Source organism: Natrialba chahannaoensis JCM 10990 (assembly GCF_000337135.1).
Classification (GTDB): Archaea; Halobacteriota; Halobacteria; order Halobacteriales; family Natrialbaceae; genus Natrialba; species Natrialba chahannaoensis.
In genome coordinates this window covers 34463-57137 of record NZ_AOIN01000086.1, presented here as the reverse complement: position 1 = coordinate 57137, position 22675 = coordinate 34463, and the positions used below count along the sequence as shown (strand labels likewise).

16 protein-coding genes and 4 pseudogenes are annotated in these 22675 nt (G+C 56.4%); 10 read left to right on the top strand and 10 right to left on the bottom strand.

Annotated features, from left to right (window positions below; all coding sequences use genetic code 11):
* Window positions 1-10: 10 nt before the first annotated feature.
* The 3 genes from C482_RS15825 (at window position 11) to C482_RS15815 (ending at window position 3709) form a co-directional block, all read left to right on the top strand.
* Window positions 11-1861: a cation:proton antiporter domain-containing protein gene (locus tag C482_RS15825; protein WP_006168731.1), complete on the top strand. Its 1851-nt coding sequence runs from the start codon at window positions 11-13 to the stop codon at window positions 1859-1861.
* A gap of 352 nt (window positions 1862-2213) precedes the next feature.
* Window positions 2214-2573 (top strand): thioredoxin, encoded by a 360-nt coding sequence (gene trxA / locus C482_RS15820; protein ID WP_006168730.1) that lies wholly within the window; start codon window positions 2214-2216, stop codon window positions 2571-2573.
* Entirely contained in the window at window positions 2570-3709 is a 1140-nt protein-coding gene (locus C482_RS15815; RefSeq protein ID WP_006168729.1) for an NAD(P)/FAD-dependent oxidoreductase, read from the top strand. The genes trxA and C482_RS15815 overlap by 4 nt, the downstream gene beginning before the upstream one ends.
* Before the next feature lie 83 nt (window positions 3710-3792).
* Here C482_RS15815 and nirK read toward each other — a convergent pair.
* A pseudogene (gene nirK, locus C482_RS22880) lies at window positions 3793-4874 on the bottom strand (copper-containing nitrite reductase).
* A gap of 261 nt (window positions 4875-5135) precedes the next feature.
* Between nirK and C482_RS15805 the strand changes: the two are divergent.
* Complete coding sequence (locus C482_RS15805; RefSeq protein ID WP_006168728.1) at window positions 5136-5561, top strand: universal stress protein; 426 nt, start codon at window positions 5136-5138, stop codon at window positions 5559-5561.
* Between the two features lie 168 nt (window positions 5562-5729).
* Window positions 5730-6134, top strand: coding sequence for a VOC family protein (locus C482_RS15800; protein WP_006168727.1), 405 nt, complete (start codon window positions 5730-5732; stop codon window positions 6132-6134).
* Window positions 6135-6476: 342 nt separating this feature from the next.
* Here C482_RS15800 and C482_RS15795 read toward each other — a convergent pair.
* The 4 genes and pseudogenes from C482_RS15795 to C482_RS22470 all read right to left on the bottom strand — a co-directional run.
* Window positions 6477-7311, bottom strand: a pseudogene (locus C482_RS15795) (transposase); the annotation flags it as partial.
* Between the two features lie 281 nt (window positions 7312-7592).
* Entirely contained in the window at window positions 7593-8987 is a 1395-nt protein-coding gene (locus C482_RS15790) for an FAD-binding oxidoreductase (protein WP_006168726.1), read from the bottom strand.
* A 234-nt stretch (window positions 8988-9221) separates the two neighbouring features.
* The gene (locus C482_RS15785; protein ID WP_006168725.1) at window positions 9222-10016 is read right to left on the bottom strand and encodes a helix-turn-helix transcriptional regulator; all 795 of its coding nucleotides are present in this window, start codon (window positions 10014-10016) and stop codon (window positions 9222-9224) included.
* Between the two features lie 923 nt (window positions 10017-10939).
* Entirely contained in the window at window positions 10940-11383 is a 444-nt protein-coding gene (locus C482_RS22470; RefSeq protein ID WP_006168724.1) for a hypothetical protein, read from the bottom strand.
* Window positions 11384-11576: 193 nt separating this feature from the next.
* On the opposite strand from C482_RS22470, the gene C482_RS22465 reads away from it, so the two are divergent.
* Window positions 11577-11804 carry an amidohydrolase family protein gene (locus C482_RS22465; RefSeq protein ID WP_006168722.1) on the top strand — a complete coding sequence of 76 codons (228 nt, stop codon included), beginning with the start codon at window positions 11577-11579 and terminating at the stop codon, window positions 11802-11804.
* Between the two features lie 57 nt (window positions 11805-11861).
* Here C482_RS22465 and C482_RS15770 read toward each other — a convergent pair whose 3' ends face one another.
* Complete coding sequence (locus C482_RS15770) at window positions 11862-12215, bottom strand: hypothetical protein (RefSeq protein WP_006168721.1); 354 nt, start codon at window positions 12213-12215, stop codon at window positions 11862-11864.
* Between the two features lie 275 nt (window positions 12216-12490).
* Here C482_RS15770 and C482_RS20620 point away from each other — a divergent pair.
* Both C482_RS20620 and C482_RS21295 read left to right on the top strand, forming a co-directional pair.
* Window positions 12491-13116, top strand: a pseudogene (locus C482_RS20620) (IS6 family transposase).
* 178 nt (window positions 13117-13294) lie between these two features.
* Window positions 13295-14032, top strand: coding sequence for a hypothetical protein (locus C482_RS21295; RefSeq protein WP_152422030.1), 738 nt, complete (start codon window positions 13295-13297; stop codon window positions 14030-14032).
* Between the two features lie 13 nt (window positions 14033-14045).
* Here the strand turns inward: C482_RS21295 and C482_RS20615 are convergent.
* Both C482_RS20615 and C482_RS21290 read right to left on the bottom strand, forming a co-directional pair.
* Window positions 14046-14913, bottom strand: a pseudogene (locus C482_RS20615) (IS630 family transposase).
* Window positions 14914-15264: 351 nt separating this feature from the next.
* Entirely contained in the window at window positions 15265-15408 is a 144-nt protein-coding gene (locus C482_RS21290; protein ID WP_275039635.1) for an ABC transporter ATP-binding protein, read from the bottom strand.
* Window positions 15409-16609: 1201 nt separating this feature from the next.
* Between C482_RS21290 and C482_RS15755 the strand changes: the two genes are divergently transcribed.
* Window positions 16610-17038, top strand: coding sequence for a DoxX family membrane protein (locus C482_RS15755; protein WP_006168719.1), 429 nt, complete (start codon window positions 16610-16612; stop codon window positions 17036-17038).
* Between the two features lie 318 nt (window positions 17039-17356).
* On the opposite strand, the gene C482_RS15750 is transcribed toward C482_RS15755, so the two are convergent.
* On the bottom strand, window positions 17357-19153 hold the full coding sequence (locus tag C482_RS15750) for a Na+/H+ antiporter NhaC family protein (protein ID WP_006168718.1): 1797 nt from the start codon (window positions 19151-19153) through the stop codon (window positions 17357-17359).
* A gap of 340 nt (window positions 19154-19493) precedes the next feature.
* Here C482_RS15750 and C482_RS15745 point away from each other — a divergent pair, with 340 nt between their 5' ends.
* On the top strand, window positions 19494-20825 hold the full coding sequence (locus tag C482_RS15745; protein WP_006168717.1) for an aminotransferase family protein: 1332 nt from the start codon (window positions 19494-19496) through the stop codon (window positions 20823-20825).
* Between the two features lie 201 nt (window positions 20826-21026).
* Here C482_RS15745 and C482_RS15740 read toward each other — a convergent pair whose 3' ends face one another.
* Window positions 21027-22391: an NAD-dependent succinate-semialdehyde dehydrogenase gene (locus C482_RS15740; protein ID WP_006168716.1), complete on the bottom strand. Its 1365-nt coding sequence runs from the start codon at window positions 22389-22391 to the stop codon at window positions 21027-21029.
* Window positions 22392-22675 lie beyond the last annotated feature (284 nt).

The following is a 22675-nucleotide window of genomic DNA, read 5'->3' as shown; positions in this document are numbered from 1 at the left end:
TTCGACAGTGATGCTCGTCGCGACCGTTGCGCTCGTGCTCGCCCTCGGTGTCGCCTCCCGCGTCCTCGCGGATCGCCTTCGAATACCGAGCGTCCTCTTTCTGATCGTCGCGGGGATTGCCATCGGTCCCGAGGTGTTCGGCTTCGTTTCTCGAGAGACGTTCGGCGGCGGCCTCTCGGCGATAGTCGGCGTGAGCGTCGCGATTATCCTCTTCGAGGGCGGCTACCACCTCCGGCTCGCGAAACTCCACGAGAGCCCGACGGCACTCTTCCGGCTCGTCACCGTCGGCGCTGCGATCACCTGGCTCGGAACTGCGGCCGCAGTCGTCGTGTTTCTCGAGACCAGTATCGAGGTCGGCCTGCTGGTCGGCGCGCTGTTGATCGCGACCGGGCCAACAGTGATCGGTCCCATCCTCCAGGTTGTCACCGTGCGGGATCACGTCGCAGCGGTACTCGAGGGCGAGGGTATTCTCAACGACGTGACGGCGGCGATTTTGGCCGTCGTCGTCTTCGAGGTCCTCATTGCCGGGAACGGAACGCCGGCCGCACTCGTCGGTGACTTTGTCCTGCGGCTGTTCATCGGCCTCGGGTTCGGTGCGATCATCGCCGGACTCGTCTGGCTGGTCCTCGACTACGGTGGCTCACGGCCCTGCACAGCGCCGTTACACGCTCGCCTGATCGTGCTGGCCGGGATCGTCGTTGCCTACGCCGGGGCCGAAACGATCGCCAGCGAGACGGATATTGCTGCCGCTGCAATGGCCGGTTTCGTGCTCGGAAACGTCGACCTCCCGTATCACGAGGACGTGATCGGCTTCCTTGACGATCTCTCGGTCGTCGTCCTCTCGTTCGTCTTCGTCGCGCTAGCGGCGTTGATCGACTTCGCAGACATCCGCGCGCTCGGGCTGGCTGGCCTCGCTATCGTCGTCGCAGTCACGCTGGTGCTCCGACCCGCCGTCATCTATCTCTCGACGACTACCGCGCGGTTTACCGATACCGAGCGGCTGTTCCTCAGCGCCGTCGGCCCGCGGGGAATCATTCCAGCCAGCGTCGCAACGTTGTTCGCCGTCGAACTACAGGCGCTCGGCCGGCCACAGGAGGCGCAGTTGCTCGCGGGCACCGTCTTTCTCATCATCTTCGCGACGGTCGTCCTCCAGGCCGGCCTCGCACGACAGCTCGCACAGTACCTCGAGGTTTCACCAATGCGCACGATACTCATCGGCGGGGGACGAGTCGGACTCTCCCTCGCAGAACGGCTCGAACAGGACGGAGAGAACGTACTACTCGTCGATCACGACCCCGACGCAGTAAAGGAGGCCCGCAAACGCGGGCTCACCGCACTCGAGGGCGACGGCACTGACGCCGATGTCCTCGAGTCGGCGGCTGCTGACAGTGCGAAAACGGTCATCGCGACCACACCCGACGATGACGTCAACCTGCTGGTCTGCCAGCTCGCGAAGACGACGTTCGACGTCGAAACGGTTGCCTCACGGGTCAGCCAGCCGGACAACGTCGGTGCCTTCGAATCGCTCGGTGTCAGCGCGATCGATCTGTCGATGGCGACGGCGTGGTCACTCGAGAACGTCATCGAACGGCCGTCGCTGTCGGCGTGGATGAACGAACGTGGCCGAACCGGTGACGTTCAGGAGATCGAGGTGACGGCGACGGACCTTGTCGGGAAGACGATCGCCGATCTTAACGCTGAAATTCCCGATGGTGTTATTGTCGGCCTGCTCACCCACCGGGACGGCGCGACCGAAGTTCCGACGGGTGATCACCAGCTACGAGATGGCGACCGTGTGACGTTCCTTGGGCAGACAACCGCTGTCGACCGTGCAGTCAAGCGGTTCCACCCACACGATTGACCGCTTCGACGGTCTAATCTGGCGGTCTCTCCAGCAACTGCGGTATTTGCAACCAGCTCCAGTTGTACCGCCCCTGTCTTGCCTCTCTCAGACACTACCGCATCACTCGAACTACTGTTGGACGTGCCGACGCCTGTCTAGCTCACTATCACCTCTTATCGCCCCTCCTGGGTAAATTCGCCACGCCCGCGTCTCCATGACGCCGTTTCCAAGGACAGCCTTCCCGTCTCGTTTCGAGTGGTACTCGAGTATCCACTCCGTTGTGTCGCCGCTCAGTGGTAGCTACTATTGTGTCCTATATTGTGCAAGTTGTACAAAACCTTTAAACGCTGCCAGCCCATAGACTGGCGTGATGACAACTGATATCGACAGCGGATCGGCGGCCCACTCTCCGACTGAACCGCTTCACATCGACGGGAAAGATAATCTCGACGATGTCGTCGCTGAGCACGATGTCGTGCTCGTGGACTTCTTCGCAGATTGGTGTGGCCCGTGCAAGATGCTCGAACCGGTCCTCGACGACCTTGCGGCAGAGACAGCCGCAACGATCGCGAAGGTCGACGTCGACCAACACCAGCAGCTCGCCGGCGCGTACGGCGTCCGCGGCGTTCCGACGCTTGCCCTCTTCGCCGGCGGTGAGCAGGTCGAACAGCACACCGGTGCACTGCCGGCTGACAGACTCCAGACGCTCGTCGAAAACTACACTGAATGAGCACGGACACGCCCGTAACTGAGACTGCCGTTCGAGACGTCGTGATCGTCGGCTCCGGCGTCGCCGGCCTCTCGGCTGCCGTCTACACCGCCCGCGCGGACCTCGAGCCACTCGTCCTCGAGGGGCCCGAACCCGGCGGCCAGCTGACGCTGACGACCGAGGTGGAGAACTACCTCGGCTTCCCCGAGGGAATCGGCGGGATGGAACTCATCCAGAACGGGAAAGAGCAGGCCACGCGCTTCGGTGCCGAATTCACACACGGAGTCGTCGAGACTGCCACGCTCACCGAGCAGCCGTTCGCACTCGAGTTGGCAAGCGGCGAGACGATTCGAACGCGAGCCCTGATCGTCGCGACCGGCGCGAGCGCTCGCTGGGTCGGCGCTGACGGCGAGGACGACCTGATGGGCTACGGGCTCTCGACGTGTGCAACCTGTGACGGTGCGTTCCACCGCGGCGACGACGTGCTCGTCATCGGCGGCGGCGATTCGGCGATGGAAGAGGCGCTCTTCCTCGCGAAGTTCGCCGACAGCGTGACGGTCGTTCACCGCCGCGACGAGCTTCGCGCGTCGGACATCATGGCCCAGCGTGCCCGCGACCACGACGCGATCCAGTTCCGCTGGAACACCGAACTGCTCGAAATCCACGGTTCTCAGGAGGACGGGGTTACCGGTGCGACGCTGGTCCACCACCCCGACGGCCATCCCACGGGGCAACTCGAGTCGGGTCGCGAAGTCGGCCGCGAAACCGTCGATGTCGGCGGCATCTTCTACGGTGTCGGCCACGTCCCGAACACGGAGTTCCTCACGGAGACGGCCGTCGAACTCGACGACGCGGGCTACATCCGAACCGAACCGGGAATGACGACCGAGACCGCTGTCGAGGGCGTCTTCGGTGCCGGTGACGTGATGGACCCGGACTACCGACAGGCGATTACGGCCGCCGGAACGGGAAGTATGGCCGCGCTCGACGCCGAGGAATGGCTCGAAACTCGTGATGTCACAGCGTCTGCAGCACACTCTGTTGCAGAAGCTGAAGCTAAAGCCGAAGCGGGGGCGGGGGCAGGGGCCGAGGCCGAAGCCGAAGCCCGAACCGAGGCCGACGCCGAAGCCGAAGTTGAGGCCGAAGCCACCGACTAAGCTTGCCGGCCCTTCTCCAACTCGTTCATCTTTTCATCCTCTCGTCTTTTCACTCGCTCGTCTTTCTTCCCTCTCGGCTGTACTCATGGATCTGGATTGTAAATCTCAGTATTCGCTTCGCCGTCGACTGCAATCTCAGCGAGCAGTCCCTTTCGGACGACTCGAGTAAGCGCGTGATCGACGAGTTTGATCGGGCCGGGAACTGGTGTCTCCATGACGCCGACACCGGTCGTCCCCGCCGGGAGAGCGGCTCCCTCGACGTGGCTGACTGGCTCGGAATCGACATCGCCGTAGTCGTACCACTGTGACCAGACGTTGCCGATCGGATGCGGTCCGCTCAGCAGGTTTGGACCTCCGTTACACCAGAACACGCGTATCGTTTCGTCCGTTTCGGCCTGAATCGGACCGTACTCACCGTCTTCGGTGAAGCGACCCACTTCGCCGTTGAAAAGCACGTAGGTCGGGTCCTCCGATGCCATCGCGTCGTAATCGATCTGATGATGCCCCTCCTCGCCCGCCTCCCGATCGGTGTAGAGTTCGTGCTGGCCGAGGTAGAGTTCGCGATCGACCTCGGGGAGACCGTCTTCTGGCTCGACGAGAATCGTACCGAACATCCCGTTGCTGATGTGAACGTTGTGTTCGCCGGGGGCACAGTGGTAGTAGAACGCGCCAGGGTACTCGAGTCGGAACTCGACCTCGACCGGCCCGTCTCCGGGTGGATTGTCGTATCCGCTGCTGCGCCGCCGGGGCCGTACACCGCGTGTAAGTCAATGTTGTGGATGTCGGCGTTGAGATCGTCCGGGACGTCGAACGTGAGGTGAATCGTATCACCCTGTCAAGCGTGGATGAACGGGCCGGGGATCTCGCCACCGAACGTCATGAAATCGTAGGTGACGCCGTCCTCGATTTCCGCGACGAGTTCTTCGGTGTGGATGTCGATCTCGTGGCGTTGGGGGTCGTCCCAGTCGACGGGGTCCGGAATATCCGTCGGATCGGCTGCGATCGTTTCGACATCGGTGTCTTCGGCGGGGCGTTCCTCATCGTCATCGTTGTCTCCGTTGCCATTCTCATCCTCCTGAGCGCTAGAGACGCCGCCGAGCACGCCGATCGCTCCCGCCGCACCGAGTGTCTGTACTACGGTTCGCCGAGTGATGTTTCGCCCCATCACATCGACATCTCCACCGATGTGCGAAATAAAATGATCCCCTGCTACAGTGCGATGTCTGTCCCAATCACGAAACCACTGCTCGTTTGCGCTTTCGATTCAGCACAACAGCGCCACTTTCCTGGGCGAGTTTTGCAATACTTGGTGTGGTCTTCTTCTCGCTTTGTCACGCGAAGTCGGAAGTAGGTCACTTCCCAACCGGATCCCACTCACTGAGAGCGGTGCTCATCCTCTATGGTGTTCCACCGCGTACACTCGCGTATGAGTGAGCAAATCCTCCTCCCGTACGACGGTTCGATGCCCTCGGAGAAGGCACTCGAGTACGCCCTCGAGACGTTCCCCGATGCCGACCTCACCGCGCTGTACGTGGTTCTGGCACCGCGGGGCTACTGGGCGGCTTTCGAGGAGCCCGAAGACAGAATTCCGAACGCGGAACGGGTAAAGGAACGTGGTCGTGAGATCCTCGACGAGGCCGCAGCGATGGCGGCAGACCAGGACCGAGACCTCGAGACCGAGCTGATCATCGGCGAGCCAGAGCATGTGATCGTTGGCCAGGCTGCAGAGGGCGGGTACGACTCGATCGTCATTGGAAGTCATGGCCGCGAGGGCGTTTCACGGGTGTTGCTCGGCAGCGTTGCAGAGAAGGTCGTCCGGCGGTCTCCGACGCCAGTCGTCGTCGTCCGGTGACCGCTGTCGGCGGACTGTCGCATCACCGCACTGTTTAATCCCTTCTTTTCCCCACTCTCACTCACTCTCTACCGACTCGATCTGTTGCGACCCAATTGGCACGCAGACTGCCCTGACAGGGCAACGATCTGAAATAACATTCATCCCGGCGCTCGGACAGGTGGTGCTATGGCACTCGAGTCGTTCTACCATGTCGCCATCAAAGTCGAAGATCCGGAGACTGCTGCAGCGTTCTACCGCGAGCACCTGAACGCAGATATCGTCGACCGGCGTCGAGCAGCGGAGTCGGACGACGAGTTCGCTGTCGACGCAGTTGTCCTCGAGATTGCCGACAAGCGCGTGTACCTGTTCGACCAGGCTCCCTACGAGGCGGCTGGCCTCGTGGACGAACAGCCGCTTGGATTCTTGCACTTCGGCTACGTCGTCGAAGGCGGTATCGAGGACGCCATCGCGACGCTGTCAGACGACGATGTCGAGATCGTCATGGAGCCGACGGTGTACGGCGATTCACGAATTGCGTTCTTCGTCGCGCCTGGTGGGATCCGAATCGAACTGATCGAGTATCTCGACTAGCTGAGAGGCCAAGTCCTGACGGTTATCCGGGCTGAAAGACGAGCACATATCCACCACCGAACGTGCGTCGCGTATCATGTGTTGTACATCTACGGGCCGTCCTCGTCATTCTCGTTACGGGCGTCGTGTCAGTGGGTGATGGTTCTGTCGCCGGCCACCAGTAGATCGGTCTGAGTCCGTACGAACACGTCGCGGTCAACGTCTTCAATCATCTGCGTGGTTGCTCACCTCGCTTATGTCCCCGGAATTGACTCGCTGGGCAATACTCACAGCTGCACTTCGGTCACGACACACGGTATCAACGGGACACCCTTCGGTGGTACATTCTAGGGTCTCGCTCTTGACGCGGCCTCGGGCGAATACACGCCCGAGGCCGCAGTCTTTGACTGATTCGTTGGTTCGTTCGACGCCTATTCGGCGGTTATACGTCTTGTCTAGCGTCGGTTGCTTCAGCTGAACGTCTTCGCTGTGTTCCTCGATGCGGTCTTCGGCCCTGTACTCGATGTCCTTCGGTTCATCAGTGTTGCGTGGGTTGTAGGGGGTGACTGGCACGATCCCTGCGGCCAGCAGGTGGTCGTGCCAGTCAAGTGTATCGTACGCGCTATCACCAAGCATCCACATCGGTTTAGCGACGGCGAGCGCGTCACGGGTGACGCGCATCGCCGTCTCCTCTGGTGCTTGTTTGCTCTCGGTGAACTCCGCTGTAATCGGGATCTTTGACCCGGTCGAAACGATCGTGCAGCCGTAGCCGTAGTAGTACTCTTCAGCCGTTGGATCATAGTATTTTGATGCGTCAGGATCGGCAGGCATTGCTCTCACGTATGTCGAATCAATTGAGTAGGTCAAGTCGAGCAGGCCCCGCAAGGCGGCCTGCTCGACGAGGTGGTCGAAAATCTCGTCGATGACGTGTTCGAGATCAGTGAGGGAGCGATCGACCGCGTCTCTCGACGGCGGTCGATCGAAGCCACAGCTGAGTCAGACGACTGTGTTGTTCAGTTCTCGTGCAACCGGACGGATGCCGTAGATATCCTTGTAGTAGCAGTGCAGAAACTCACGCATCATCTCGGGTGGTTCGTGATCTCGTGTTCGCCCCGTCTCCGCCGGGGCGAACACGTCGAACTCTTCGAGAAACTCGAAGGAGAGNCGTAGGATTCTCTTGCAGGGTCGCTGGGCTCATACCACCTCAGCGTTCACCCTGCTCTCTGGTATGAGAACTGTTCTATGACACCCTCTCCATCCACCCTCTATATCGGTCACAGCGCTTCTGATAACAATTCGGTAGCTCGTCCAGACTGTGTAAGATACAGCACGCGAATGTCGAACGGGATATGAATCGATCGTGATGGTGATGATCGCTCAGTACAGGTTGACGAGGCGATGCAGTAGAATGAACTCAATATGTCTGCTATCAATACAGTGTGCAACATCCAGAGAAGGTATGCAACAGAGAGTGGTTGTTCACGTCATGGGTGTTACGTTCTGATTCAACCGGAACACGTTTTCCGGATCGTACTCGGTTTTCACCTCGACGAGTCGATCGTAGTTCTCCCGATACGCGAACCCCTCGCGTCCAGTTTCCTCGCTGATGAAGTTCATATACGTGCCGTCGGTCGAGTACTCGACGAGTGCATCGTAGCTCTCGCTCGCCCATTCGACGCACTCTCCGTCCTGCTCCTGGTCGTCCCAACGCACCTGGACGTTTACAAGGAACTCCGTGTCCCGGTGCGGGTAAGCGGTGGCGTCCACAGGGACCCTAGACATGGCACCGCCCATGTGGGCCATGGCGTATTTAGTATCGTCTGTGGGCCGCGACAGCCCATACTCAAGGGCGGTGTCGATCATCTCGTCGGTAAACTCGGTAAAGTTCAGCGATTTCCAGTAGTTACGGGCACCGGAAGCATTGGCTGCGTCGAAGAACTGTTGCCACTTCGCGTACGAACGCACCGCGACGTTGTCCCCAAGAGGATCGCCAAACTCGAGGAGCGGCTCAACCAGCGACCATCCGTCGTCTGGGTCCCCGGCGTAGATGGGGAGGACGGCGACCACCGGTTCACCGTGAGAGGTCTCGGGAATAAACGGCGCGGGAGGCGCTGTGAGCACGACGACCCAGACGGTGAGTTCGTCAGGGATGTCGGCGACGTAATCTCGCCACTGTCGAACCACCGCCTGGGCATCCGCTGCACGATGGATGATCAACCCCGCTAGGACCCCCGGACCGACCTCATGGAGGTCGAATTCGAAGGAGGTAACGATCCCGAAGTTGCCGCCGCCACCTCTGACCGCCCAGAACAAGTCGGGATGTTCGTCCTCGCTCGCGTGCAGCAACTCGCCGTCGGCCGTGACGATGTCCACCGAGCGGAGGTTGTCGACCGTCATTCCGTACGTTCGCGACAGGTACCCGAATCCGCCGCCGAGGGCGAGTCCGGCGATGCCGGTCTCGGAGACGAACCCGAGCGGCGTGGCGAGCCCGAACGCCTGGGTTTCGTGGTCGACATCCGCTAGAGTCGCTCCCGGTTCGACCCAAGCCGTCCGGGCCGTCGGATCCACGCGGACCGCGGTCATTCCGGAGAGGTCGATCGTGAGACCGTCGTCACAGACCGCGTTCCCTGCAACGTTGTGTCCATTCCCCTTCACGCCGATCGGTAGGTCGTGTTCGCGTGCAACGTTCACAGACGTGATGACGTCAGCGGTACCGGCACAGCAGGTGATGACGGCCGGGTGTTTGTCGATCATGGCGTTCCAGACCTTGCGTGCCTCGTCGTAGCCCTCGTTACCAGGCCGGAGGACGTCGCCATGAATCTCGTCCTCGAGTGTCTTGTAGGTCGACTCGGCAAGCATGGCTTCACCCGTCATCGACCTGACCACCCTGGCGAATACCGGTCATCTAGCAGGCCGAGAGTATCGTTTATCGTCCGTTGTGCATCCCCATGGGTACTCGTGCCCGGATCGTCGATTCCGAATCCGTTCCAGCGTGTATCGCTCATGATTGCAGACACCGTCAGGAGCAACAATCGGTGAGAGCCACGATAACTTCGCGTGACACGCAGTTGTCTGCAGGAGTTTGGATGTTCACACCCTGTTCATCGACTAGACGGTGAACACATCGATCCCGACGGGAGTCCCCTCGTGCCAGTAGTCTTCAAAGGTCGATTCGGCCCACTCGCGGACGGCATCAGCCTCGCTCTCGATCAGCGCGGTCGGCGAGCCCTCCTCATCGGCCAGCCGCAGGTTCACTTTCCCTTCGGAACCGAGCACGATGTACGGGATCGTTCCCTCGAAATGACGGTATTCGACCCGGCCGGAGTCCAGCATCTCTCGAGAGTGGCGCGACAGTTCCGGATCGTTCTTGAGTACGTCGAGGACCTGTGTCGTGAATACCCACTTGAAGGTGATGGCCTCGCTCATCACGTGTCGCCAGCACGATTCGAGAAAGAGCCGGGTGATGGCGAACGAAAACGACCAGAATTGACCACCGTCCTCGAACAGGCGCACGTGCTGTGAGAGCGGGGCTGACGCGTTCGCTCGACTCACGGCCGTGATCTCCGCGTCGGCCAACTCGCTGATATGAAATCCGTACTCTTCGTCCGGGAACCACTGAAATACCTCGCGGAGCGTCCGTTCGGCAGTCATCATCTCACTGAAGGCTTGATATTCCTCGTGCACCCAGGCCCCAAGTGGGGTAATATTGCATACTTGTCCCTTTTGACTGATCCAGTTGCGTTCGTCTAACTCGTCGAGAATACGCCCCAGCGTCACTCGGGATACATTGACCTTCGTCATCAGCCCGTCCCGGGCGTGGGGGCCATCGGTTAAACACCGAAGGAGAGCCACGCGGTTTTCCGAGTTCGCGAGAAAGGCGATATCGTCGTCCGAGGGGTTCATGCTTGACCTAGGTGCGTCACTATATGCTATGGGACAATATAACATGTGCATGCTACTCTGACTCAAGATACGATGGAACTTACCGAACTGAGTGAAGTGGTTGTGTCTGAATTGTATTCTGAAAGATGCGCACCCTATATCCCTCACGACTTTATAGAAATCCGATGCTTGGTGGGACTCTTAGCGGTCAATAAGTCGATTCACTTTCGAGTCGTTCAGGTTTCACGTTTCGGAGTAAAGTGATACCTCGTGCTGCATAGATACTCTATATTCATCAGCCAGTACGTATCATCTATTGAGGGTTTCAACAGAGCTGTTGACCCACGATTGCTGAATCGGGTCGTCCGTTCATAAGGGTACTGAACAGGGGAACAGCGTCCTTACCGGACACGGAGATATCCCGCAGCTTCGATAGCGGTCGTTTCTGTCGTCGACTCGACGAACTGTCTCTCTTTGCGTTCCATGTCGACATGCCGAATCGTAACGACTGTCCACGGATTCACGTAGCTCTTTCTTGGTAGCCTACCCGGGGCAAAGTCACCGTCTGCGAGCGGGATAGCAACCGGCCGCTTCGTCGTCGTCGCGGCTGCCGCGTAGATGTTTCCTCGTCGTGGAACGGGTGTGTGCGATCAGTCAGACAGACGTACGTCCGGTAGTCGTGATCCGCGAGAAGACCGATGCTCTTGATGACTGCGTCGCGCTCGTAGGCATCTGTCATTCCTCGTCGCCGTAGTAGTGGTCCGTCGTGTCTGTTGCCTCCCTTTCGGGCGTCCACATATCGACCGCGCCAGCCTAGCTACAAGGGTGGGTTTATACTAGCTACTGCAAGTCACTGCACACCTGATCAAACGACGGCTGTACAGTCAGTGTGTAACTAGTTGCAGTTGTTACTATAGCTCCCGGCCGGGAATCCATCGACCATATTATAATTTGACACACTTCTCCGAAACGGCCGACTTATCGACGGAACCGGTTCCCCGTGGTTCGACGGCGATATTGCTGTTCGGGATGGCCGAATCACTGCGATTGGTATTGTCTTCGGATCTGGCGAAACAGAGATCGACGCAGCGGGTCACGTCGTCGCACCGAGCTTCATCGACATCTACACGCACTCCGATTCCACGCTCCCCGCGAACCGAGCGGCCCACAGCAAGGTCCGCCAGGACATCACCGTCGAGATCGTCGGCAACTGCGAGACGGGTGCAGCGCCACAGTACGGACTCGCTGCGGAGGACGTCGACGAAGGGTTCGCCTATCGTGGTGTCGGCGATGTCGTCGACACGAGCCAGTGGGAAACGATGGGTGAATACCTCGACGACCCCGAGGCTGGCGGCGTGTCGCTCAACGTCGGCTCGCTGATCGGCCACGAAAACGCCCGAACTCCCGTTCTCGGCTACGAGGACCGCAAGACGACGGCCGATAAAGTCTCTCCTCGACGAGGCGCTCTCGGACGGTGCTGTCGGTCTCTTGACGGGCCTCAGCTACACCCCCGGCGCGTTTGCCGACACCGAGGAGTTCGCCGAACTGTCCGGCGTCGTCGCCGAGCACGACAAACTGTAGATGACTGGCCAGCCCGCAGCCAGACTTGGACTCGAGGACCGCGGCGTGCTGAAACAGGGTATGTGGGCGGATATTACGGTGTTCGACCCCGATACGGTGGGACAGGGTGGGTCGTTCGTCGATCCAGCCGCCTATCCAGATGGGATTCCGCACGTGCTCGTCAACGGTGAGTTCGTCGTGCAGGACGGCGAGCATACGGATGCGTTCCCCAGAGTTGCGCTTCGGTGAGCGCTTCGTCGTTTCTTTGATGTCTATCGGTGGGCCGTTGTCGCGGCAGAGCGGTTGTCAGTATTGGTCTTGTACTCTGTCGATTTCACACTGCACACACAGATCGTCAGCAAAACAGGAGACACTGTCGTAGGTGCAGTCGTACGCCTCAACGTGTACTGACTGTCGACGCTTTTCCTGTCGCCAGATACGCTCCCAATCCTCGATGTCCATATCAGCGGACGTAAAGACGACGTTCTCGTCTCGGTCTTCTATTTTCGCGACGGTCACGTCATGCTGGTTTGCTTTGACGACTGCAATCGCTTCCTCGTACGAACCACACCCGTGTTCTTCCGCCCTTGCTGTATCGTCAAGCAGCCGAACCGTAATCGATCCGTCGTACGCTTCTGTTGGTTCGAGCCCACCGGTCATACCGACTAGTTCTGGAAGACCGGGCAAAAGCTTGGGGTTCCCATCGAATGGATACGTCGCCTGTCCGACACCGAACTATGTGGTGTCTATCCGTTGGGTTTCGTTTCTTGTTGCACGATTATTGACATGCCACTCGGGGCACCGTCTATAGTAGCTACTGCAAGTCAATGCACACCTGATCAAACGACGGCTGTACAGTCAGTGTGTAACTAGTTGCAGTTGTTACTATAGTTAGTACAGTTTGAGGAACGAGCAGGTCGTAGAGTTAGTTTGGAATGTTTCCTGCAGACCTGCCCAGCGAGCGCTACGCGGCGGAATTTGCTGAATCTTGGGAACGCGAGCGGACAGCGACACCCATCAGGTGTTCGCCGTCCGTCTCCACGCAACCGGTTGTTCGCTCCGCGAGACATAAACGACTCTTCGCTTGCTCGGCGTAGAACGCTTTCATCAAGCAATCTGGCATGGAGTACAGCGGCTGGCTGACAGCGTACCAGACCCACCGACGGCAAAGCCGTTGCGGACCGTCATCGATGAGACCGCTATCAAGATCACCGGCAACTTGTCTTGGGTATCTGCTGCAATAGACATAGACTCACGACTAATTCTTGATGTCGCAGTGTTCGGCCGGCGAGACACCGATCTGGCCGCTGCATTCCTGCATTGATTGACCGAGAAATACGATCTCTCCGAGACAGTGTTTCTCGCCGGTGGCTATGTCTTTCTGTTTGCTCTCTCGATTAGGGTTGTGCAATCCACTCGACTATATTGTTCGAAACTTGATGAAAAATGGGTTTACACCTTCAAAATTCGAGTTGGCCACTTTCATAATTCGTGGGTCGGCAGTCGGTCAAGCGTCAGAGAATGAATTGAATAATTCGCACACTACTGTAATACGCAATGACCGCACCAGTCACTCAATGGACAGACACCAGCGGAAGTGCTAAACTAAACAGCTCTCTAACACTCATATTGTTTTGAATACTAGATGTGGTTATATTATGGATGGTGGTCTATAGCTTGTCTCTCACGAATTGATCTTCTGGGGGAAACATATAATGTTCTTCAGAATAGGTGTTTTCATGTCTGAGAATGACATAAACCGACGATCGGCGCTCAAACGTACTGGAACAATCCTTTCAGTGGGCTCAGTACTAGCAACTGGAAGTGTGACAACAGTAGCAGCAGAGAATGAAGAACAACAAGAAACACAGCAGCTAACAGAAGACGTAGCGTCACAGCAATCACTTGAGTTAGGTGAAGATGCAACCTTCTCTACCTTCGAGTTCACATCAACTGGCCAATCAGGGAACGCGACTACTGGTCAGGGGGTCAACGCTGGCGCAAACCGAATGGAAGCCGGGATCGAGGCGAGTAGCCTCATCACTACGGAGTCTGGACAAAGCTTTGTATTAATGGGGGCCTCGGTCGATGTGACTGGGGATGAAAATACGAGCCAAGATGCGATAATAACCTACTCTGGCCAATATAATGGGGAACTCGAAGCTGGATTAGGACTAAGTAGTACATTTGTCGAAATAGATGCGCAGTATGAAACGACTTCTGTTCCAGGGGTTCAACGAGTGAATATTATCAATGAACGGAAGAGTGTTGGCAAAGCATCATACGAGGACGAGTTCGTTGTCACTCAATCTGCAACAATTGATGCGAACGAACAATATCTGTTCTATGCCTCCATGACACTTGGTGCAAGTGCCGAAGTCGGTTCTGCTTCTGCTGACTTTGGCCCGTATGTTGGCGGACCAACATCGCCACCTCAAGGTGTAACAGTCGAGTCGATCGAGATCAATTTTGTCTGAACTATAGTAGTCATTAGAAATAATTGCTTATTTTTGGAAGCGAGAGTTGATCAAGAGCGGTATCAGCCGCTGTTGTAAGTTCAGAAAGTGAGTCAAAAAATTGGTTGCTAAGTGCTGATTGGAGTTATCTCCAGCACTCCTCGGCCGGATTTAGATCAGGTGAATAGGCCGGGAACCTCACAAGGGCGAGGTCGTCACGGGCTGCCAGGTCCGTGACGGCCGACGCCTGAAAATACGGCGCTCCATCCAGCACAATGATCAGTTCATCTTCGAACTCTTTGCATAACGCAAGCATGATCTGTTTTGCGTGTTCGGTAGTCACGTACTCTTCAAATCGAGAGAAAAAGCGATCACCGTCCTCAGTGATCGCGCCCAATAGACACGTCCTGTCGCGTTGTCCAGACAATTCGACGGACGGCCTTCGAGGACGGCCGTGTGCCGTGCGGAAACCACGTGGCACGCGGCTCAACTTGCATGGATTTCTTGGTTTGATTGATACAGACTACTGCGGCGTCCATCTCCCGCCGCTTTTTTGAGTTCCTCACGGAACGCCTCTTGCTCCTCAGCATCTGATTCGGCGGCTGTAGGACGTGATTTTTGGTAGCACACTCCTGACATCCTTAGTGATTCATGAACTGTTTCTTCAACTCTTGTTCTCTTTTTCTGGAGGGTTTCACTTTCTATCAGACTATTGGTCATTAATAACAGCCTGCTCAAGTGACTCAGCACCAATAAATCGCGTAAGCCAACTGTCTATTATCCACCGTTGAACGTCGTACTACTCGGCTCGTTCAGTCTATGCAACGCCGTTTTGTATGCTAGTGCCGCCAAGAGCTGTTGTATTGGCTTCTTGCCCTCCACGTACCGAGGGAATCTTGCAATTCCTCACTAGGGATTTCGTCAAGATGACCAACCGCACGGAACTCCAACCTACGAGCAAAACGTTCTCAGGGTACTATCGTTCGAAAAGAGTTGACCACAGATCTCTCTGACAGTATTGATACTGTGACTCGTATCGAAACTCATGTTCTGACTACGCAGCTACTCCAACAAAGATATTCAGTCGTTTATTGCCGTTCGACTCTCAGTAGAACATTGTGATACAATATACAATCTGATTGATATAGGTGGTGTGTTTACGAGACATTCAATTGGGACTTCTAGCCATTTAATCATAAGCACCGTAAAACTGCGTCTTCCGTTTCACAGTTGGACCCGATGTATTCCGGACATTACGGGCAGAACTGACAGCAAGTTGGTGAACCTATGGGACTTGGTGGATTCCCCTCCAGAACGTTCTGATCGTCCAGTTTCTCCTTCGAAGCGCGTGGCACTGATGAGAGCAAAGCCTGTGTGTACGGATACGTCGTCTCGATTGACTACAGACTACAAATATAGTAACACCTGCAACTAGTTACACACTGATCGCACTTCCGCGGTTTTCACTCGTTCCACTCGCTCCGACCCGCGCTGCCGTCGTGCGATCAGGTGCGCAGTGACTTGCAGTGGCTACTATATGTCAAGGAGAGAGCCACGAGTACCAGGGAATGCTTGGCTCTCACCGGGCGTCGGGTGCTGGCAGTCCCGTGCTATGGGAGAGTCGGGTGAAGATGTCACCGTCCGTCAATGAGCTACGACCTGATCGTACGATGCCATCGTAACGCCAGCATCTGTTCATTATTCTCTCACTATATGAAAGTTACTCATACTCGTACGTGAGAATCCGGCCAAACGACACAGAGCAGGATGGAGGTGGCCGCGAGTCGTCGAGACAGCGCTGTTACCGTGGGGGAGGGTGTTTGACGTGTGCCCCACGGAGAAACAGTAAACGCTGTTGAGTGGGAAACCGAAGTCAGTGGATGTCAACTGACGACAGATCTGATGCCGATTGTCCGCCCCATCCAGAAGTTGTCTCTGTTCGTCTGCGCCACTTGGTACCAGGACCACGCCAAATGAGGTCTTCTTGACAGGGTCCTGTAGATATGAACTATATCCTACTTCCACACCCATAGGCTAGCCCATAGATGATATAGGAAGACTTATCCTAATCAGGTCTAATTAATATACTGGGATGCTGATCAGCGACTAAGGTCGTCAGCCATGTCCTTGTAAGCAGAAGTGATCAGCTATTCCACCCCTTTCAAGTGGGTTCGGCTAATTTACATTCTTCCTGCGTCGTGGTTCGTGTTACTGTCCGCAAACTGAGTGCCGACTCGCTAGTGTCCTTGCTGTGTTAGATACAGTCCAATATTAGGGCATATAGTGGAATTAAAAACAGAAAATACATGATGTGTGGAACCACATTCATTCACGTGGGTGCGCGGTTGCTTTACGAGTGTATGGGTGTAAAAACAGCCTTGCGAGGTTGGAGTGAGTTCCCAGTGGTCGAACAGCGCAGACGTTGGGAGAGACAGCACAGAGGCCGAGACCAACACGCTTCACAACTACACAACAATAGAAATAAATATTTGTTCGACTAGGTAGCACCCGTCGCTACGAGAGTAGCGGGTGTGTGCAGTGCGTACTGTGGGGGTCTCGTAGCGTGACACGATAACGGAAGTATTCGACATTCCAGCCATGGATACAAAATTTGACCAAATAGATCAGCGGATCGTAGCGCTACTGAAAGAGTACGGCATACGACTGTTGCAATTTTCTATTGGAGCCGTGTTTGTCTGGTTCGGGTTATTAAAGGTCGCAGGCATTAGTCCGGCGTTTGAACTCGTCGCGAATACTGTTTATTGGGTTCCGCCTCGCCTGTTTGTCCCGTTCTTAGGCTTCTGGGAGGTGGTCATCGGGCTGTTACTCGTATTCAATCGACTCAAACGCCTGGCCATACTGCTCCTCTTGTTGCAAATGCCCGGAACGATGCTGCCGATTCTCCTGCTCCCCGATGTGGTCTTTACCCAGTTTCCCATCGGCCTCTCCCTAGAGGGGCAGTACATCGCAAAGAATATCGTACTGATCAGTGCCGCACTCGTCGTTGGAAGCACGGCTCGAGAATAAGCCATCACTGCCGTCTGGACCGAATTTAGAGAACGGATCGACGCCTACGTTGTATCGCCCATTTGCAAGTCGCATAGACTCTGTTATTGTATGGCCTACCTTCGAATTCACCTTAAACTACACCATACTTATCGCACAGTCCTGTTCCATCAGTAGTCACAGGAGATAATCCGCACGAAATGTAAGTTCTCCCGCGAGCGGCAACTCGACGACAACTGGATGAGGTCGTCAGTGGAAACGGCTACAACCGAGTCATGCCAGGGAACAGCCCCCCGAGAAGTCATCTACAGGTACCCAACACGTCTTCACGAGTTGGGGTCAGTCGGTATCTGGACTGTTTTCGACTCGCCCACCCTCCGTCAGTGGTTGTTCGTGCTCTATATGACGCGGATCGTTGGTCGATGTCTCCGAAACTCGTGTCTGCTCGACGGTCCACGCGGTCGTTGGGTCGATACCCTTTCGTCTCGCGTCAAACCGCGAGAGCACGTACACGATCCCGGTTAACAGGAGGATGCCGACGGGGAGCAGTGCAACGGCCGCCCAGGTTGAGCGACCCCAGAGAGGGCTTCCGTACCCCCAGACCAGGAGCAACGTGATCGAGACTAGCATGACCGGAACCGCGTAATAGATTTGTGTGCGGACGTGATCGATCAAATCTGCACCCGTAAACGTCGCCGAGAGTACCGTGGACGGAGAGATTGGTGAGGTGTGGTCGCCGAAAATGGCCCCCGAGAAGACTGCACCAACAACGACAGCGACCATTGTGTGACTCCCTGTAAGTTCCCAAGCGATGGGGATCGCGATCGGGGTCAACGACCCCATCGCTGCCCACGAGTCACCGGTAAACGCCATAAACGAACCCACCAGCAGTACGACGACGATCAGCAACTCCGCTGAGAGGAACGCTGTAGCGTATCCGGCAACGTACTCACCCGTCCCGAGGGCAACGATAACTTCGCTGATCGCCCAGGCAAAGACCAGAATCGCGACGGCGTGTATCATGAGTGCAAAACCCTCGATGCTCGTCTCGACACTCTCGCCGATCGGCTGTAGATCGAGTCGATACGCGTAGTAGTACGTGGTCGCAACCATGATCACCGATGCGATGACGAGCGACGAGGCGTAATCCGCGTTGATGATGACATCGTAGAACTCGGCACCGGACGAGTACCCGGACCAGGCCACACCAGCGACCATCGATACAACGAGGGCAAGCACTGGTACGATAAACACCCTGAGGCGTGGATCTTCGAGATTGGGGGTTCCAAGCTCCTGGTTGACATCCTGCATCGGCTCGGCATCATCTCGAGTAACCTTGCCGGTCGTCGCAGCCCGGTGTTCTGCAGTGAGCATCTCACCATAATCCCGTCCGCTGACGACGATAATGACGACCATTGCCATCGCCAGAATCGAGTACATGTTGTACGGAATCGACTGGAGAAAGATCATAAACGACGATGGTGTCTCGGCCGTAGTGAGGTCGGTGGCACTATAGCCGGCTTCGATCATAGAGATCTGAAACGCTGCCCACGAGGACAAGGTAAGCGTGGAAACGGGTGCAGCCGTTGAGTCGACGATGTACGAGAGTTTCTCTCGAGACATCTGCAGTTTGTCGGAGATGTCTTTCATCGTGGTTCCGACGATAGCGGAGTTGGCGTAGTCGTCGAAGAACATCGCTAAGCCGATCATCCACGCTGCAAGACCTGCCTTGCGCTTGGTATCGACGCGCTCCGTCGCCCACGTGGTGACAGCGTGCGTGCCTCCCAATCGCCAGATCATAGCGACGGCCGACCCCAGGAGGAAACAGAAGATCACGATCTGCATGTTGAAGATACTGTCACCAACCGATGCGACGACCCAGTCCGTACTCTGAACGAGTCCCCAAATACCAGCAACGAACACACCCAGCACGAGACTGAGTGGCTCCGCTGCAGGAATACCGAGGTCTGTGAAGATGTCAGCGAGAAGCGTTGTACTCTCCTGATAGTGATAAATTGACCCACCAGTCCAGACGCCGAGAAATAGGGCTAGAGATGCCTTTCTTGTCGTAAGCGCAAGACTGATTGCAACGATGAGTGGAATAACTGACCAAATTCCGAACGTCCCGGATGTCATATGACACTGTCAAACACACTGGTATTTAAATCCATCCAAATAAAACCGGACAAGCAGGACTAGAGTCAACCTTGGGTGTTTTTATTGGACAAGAATTGATATATGGGGTACTGGGGATGGAAGATCACTGAACTAAGTGAACTCGAGAGCGAATGCTGTCTCTACCACCGGGACCCCATTGCGGAACCAAAACACGAGTCAGGGCTTCTCGAGTGTGTCTATCTACATAGTAGTTAGCGTGAGCTACCACAACTGAACTGTCGGTTTCAACTCCGGTCCGCTCCGTCCAACACTGACGATAGTAAGTCATATGTAGTCCGAATCACTTCTCCTATACTGGATGTCGAACAACATAGGTGGCTTTGAGTCAACCCACGAATCGGCATGTATCTCCCACTGGCACGACCCGGAAAGTGACGAGTTTGTCATCACCGACGGGAACGGAGCGTACATCTACGACGAGGATGGAAACGAATATCTCGATCTCATCTCGTCGTTATATTGCACCAATGCGGGTCACAGCAATCAACACATTATCGACGCCTGCAATGCACAGCTACAGGCGGTTCCATACGTTTCGTCGTCCCAGGGAAACGATTCGCGGACGGCTCTCGCGGACAAGTTGGCGACAGTTGCTCCAGAATCGTTTACAGATGTTGTGTTCTCTGTCTCTGGTAGTGAAGCAAACGAGCTGGCGGTACAGTTCGCCCGGAAGGCAAAAGATGCGCCAAAAGTCCTGACACGGTGGCGATCGTATCACGGGAGTACGTACGGTGCTGGAGCACTCACCGGTGAACCGGGAACGCGTAATGCCGTCGAGTCACACGCCACGGCAACGGGCGCGGTGAAGTTTCTGCCACCGGTGGCACACAACTCGCCGTTCGACGCCGATTCACCGGAAGAACTCGGTGAGAAGGCAGCGTCTCACGTGGAGTACGTCATTCGCAACGAAGGGCCAGACTCTATCGCTGCACTCCTCATCGAACCAGTTGCCGGCTCGAGTGGCGGCTATCCTGCTCCGCCAGGCTACTTCGAACGTCTTCGTGAACTCTGTGACATGTACGACATATTCCTGATCGCAGACGAGGTGATCACGGGCTTTGGGCGGTGCGGTGAGATGTTCGGGATACAGACGGAGAACGTTGAACCAGACATGATCACGTTCGCGAAGGGTGTTACTAGCGGGTACGCTCCACTCGCTGGCGTTATCATGTCCGATACAGTCGGTGAGCATGTCCGCGAGGGAACGAACCTCGGGCAAACCTTTGCCGGACATCCAGTCGCGTGTGCAGCCGGGCTGGCCGCTGTAGAGGAGTACGAAGACCATCTTATTGACGATGTTCAGAAACGTGCCCCCGTCTTAGAGCGGGAACTACGGTCTCTCGAAGAGAAGCACGACGTCATTACCGACGTTCGAGGACGCGGGTTCCTCTGGACGATCGTCGTCGAAAATCCACGCACTGGAGAACCGTTCGTCGATAGCGTAACCGAAACTGACGTCGAGAATCCAGTACATGCTGTGGTCGACCACGCGAAAGAACACGGCGTTCTCCTGACTACCGGACGGCCGGAGTATCAGCTCATGCTCTGCCCGCCATTTTGCATCGATGAAGACGAGATCAGAACGGCCGTCGAAACGCTTGATAGCGCCTTCGAAGACGTATTCAGGTAATCGTTACAGAAACCGTCCTAAACGGATTGGGGGCTCACAGATTCTGCGTATCCGCTACTGTTGTCTCTTGTCCAGTTCATTGCGGCAACCGAAAATGCATTCGAAGATATATTTCGTTATATAGGGCTAGTAGGATCCGATAGAAACTCGAACGGCAATCTCCATGTCGAGCGACTCATCGGTCACAGTCGAAGCTGTCTCCTATTCTTCAATCCAAACCGTCTTCATATTCACGAACTCTCGAATACCGTGCCGTGAAAGCTCCGCCCCATAGCCGGAATCTTTCGTTCCGCTAAACGGGACTCGCGGATCGGATTTCACGAGCTGGTTAACGAAGACATTTCCCGCTTCGAGGTCCTGAGCGATGGACTCGCCGCGGCTCGTATCGGTTGTCCAAACGCTCGCTCCGAGACCGTACTGACTGTTGTTCGCGACTCGAATCGCTTCCTGTTCGCTGTCAACCGAGAAAACGGCAGCAACGGGACCGAACAATTCCTCTGTCGCCGCTGGCGCGTCCTCAGGGATGTCAGTCAGGATCGTTGGTGGATAAAAATATCCGGGTCGGTCGAGTGGTTCGCCGCCGAGACGGAGGTTCGCACCGGCGGCAACAGACGCGGTAACTCGTTCATGAAGCGTCTCGAGGAGATCCGATCGTGCCTGTGGACCAATATCCGTTTCTGACTCGGTTGGGTCGCCGATAGTGAGCGCTTCCAGTTCTGCGGTCAGCCGGTCGAGGAAGTCATCGAAGACGTCTGTATGGACGACAAACCGCTTCGCAGCGATACACGACTGCCCTGCGTTCTGCGTTCGAGCTGTCGCGCCGACCGTTGCTGCCTTCTCGAGTGGTGCATCGTCTAGGACGATAAACGGATCACTCCCTCCGAGCTCGAAAACGCCGGGTTTGAGTTCAGACCCGCTCGTCTCCGCGACCGCCTTGCCGGCACGTGTACTGCCGGTTAGCGTGACCGCCCGAATCCGATCGTCCCTGATTACATCGGAAACACGGTCGGTAGAAATTTGTATAGACGTGAAAACGTTGTCAGGATAGCCTGCCTGGGTAAAGATCGATTCGATTGCCTGTGCACAGCCAAGGACGTTCGGAGCATGTTTCAAGACACCTACGTTTCCTGCGGTAATGTGTGGCGCTGCAAAGCGGAACACCTGCCAAAACGGGTAATTCCACGGCATGATTGCCAGGACTGGGCCCAGCGGCTCGTAAGTGACGTACGTCTTTGCCCCCGGAACAGCGCCAATGTGTTCATCCTGTAGGTGTTCCCCAGCGTGCTGAGCGTAGTACTCACAGACCCACGCGCATTTCTCGACCTCGGCGACCGCCTGGTCGAGCGGTTTCCCAACCTCGCGCGTTATTTCCGTCGCGTACGTCTCGACATTCGAACGGAGCACATCGGCGACGGCTGCCAGCAGTTCCTCTCGAGTAGCCATCGGTGTTTCACTCCACGATTCGAAGGCGTTCTGGGCGGCCGCAAGCCGTTTCTCGACCGTTTCGTCGTCGTGTTCGTCGTACGTTGCAATGACGTCTGCGGTTGCAGGGTTGCGTGACTGCATAGTTATCTCTATTGACGAGGTGCTGCTACTCGCCTCTATTCAACTCTTCTCATAGCGGTTGATAAGCATCTCGGTATAGGCGATATACTCGAATACAGTCCAATTGATATGTGCTGGGTTGTATGGTATTCGGAGAGGATCGTCAAAAACGGGTGACAAATACATCAAGACTGGAAGAACCAAAACCGAACAATCACTCAGTCTTGACCACAGTTCAAGTGCCGAAGGTCAACGAAGCGGTGGCGGAGCGTCGAGAACGCAGACCAGAAACGGATTGCCGCAGG

Coding starts and splice junctions, on each gene's coding strand:
- C482_RS15825 (WP_006168731.1), top strand. CDS start 11: ATGCTCGTCGCGACCGTTGCGCTCGTGCTCGCCCTCGGTGTCGCCTCC.
- trxA (WP_006168730.1), top strand. CDS start 2,214: ATGACAACTGATATCGACAGCGGATCGGCGGCCCACTCTCCGACTGAA.
- C482_RS15815 (WP_006168729.1), top strand. CDS start 2,570: ATGAGCACGGACACGCCCGTAACTGAGACTGCCGTTCGAGACGTCGTG.
- C482_RS15805 (WP_006168728.1), top strand. CDS start 5,136: ATGAGTGAGCAAATCCTCCTCCCGTACGACGGTTCGATGCCCTCGGAG.
- C482_RS15800 (WP_006168727.1), top strand. CDS start 5,730: ATGGCACTCGAGTCGTTCTACCATGTCGCCATCAAAGTCGAAGATCCG.
- C482_RS15790 (WP_006168726.1), bottom strand. CDS start 8,987: ATGACGGGTGAAGCCATGCTTGCCGAGTCGACCTACAAGACACTCGAG.
- C482_RS15785 (WP_006168725.1), bottom strand. CDS start 10,016: ATGAACCCCTCGGACGACGATATCGCCTTTCTCGCGAACTCGGAAAAC.
- C482_RS22465 (WP_006168722.1), top strand. CDS start 11,577: ATGACTGGCCAGCCCGCAGCCAGACTTGGACTCGAGGACCGCGGCGTG.
- C482_RS15770 (WP_006168721.1), bottom strand. CDS start 12,215: ATGACCGGTGGGCTCGAACCAACAGAAGCGTACGACGGATCGATTACG.
- C482_RS21295 (WP_152422030.1), top strand. CDS start 13,295: ATGTCTGAGAATGACATAAACCGACGATCGGCGCTCAAACGTACTGGA.
- C482_RS15755 (WP_006168719.1), top strand. CDS start 16,610: ATGGATACAAAATTTGACCAAATAGATCAGCGGATCGTAGCGCTACTG.
- C482_RS15750 (WP_006168718.1), bottom strand. CDS start 19,153: ATGACATCCGGGACGTTCGGAATTTGGTCAGTTATTCCACTCATCGTT.
- C482_RS15745 (WP_006168717.1), top strand. CDS start 19,494: ATGTCGAACAACATAGGTGGCTTTGAGTCAACCCACGAATCGGCATGT.
- C482_RS15740 (WP_006168716.1), bottom strand. CDS start 22,391: ATGCAGTCACGCAACCCTGCAACCGCAGACGTCATTGCAACGTACGAC.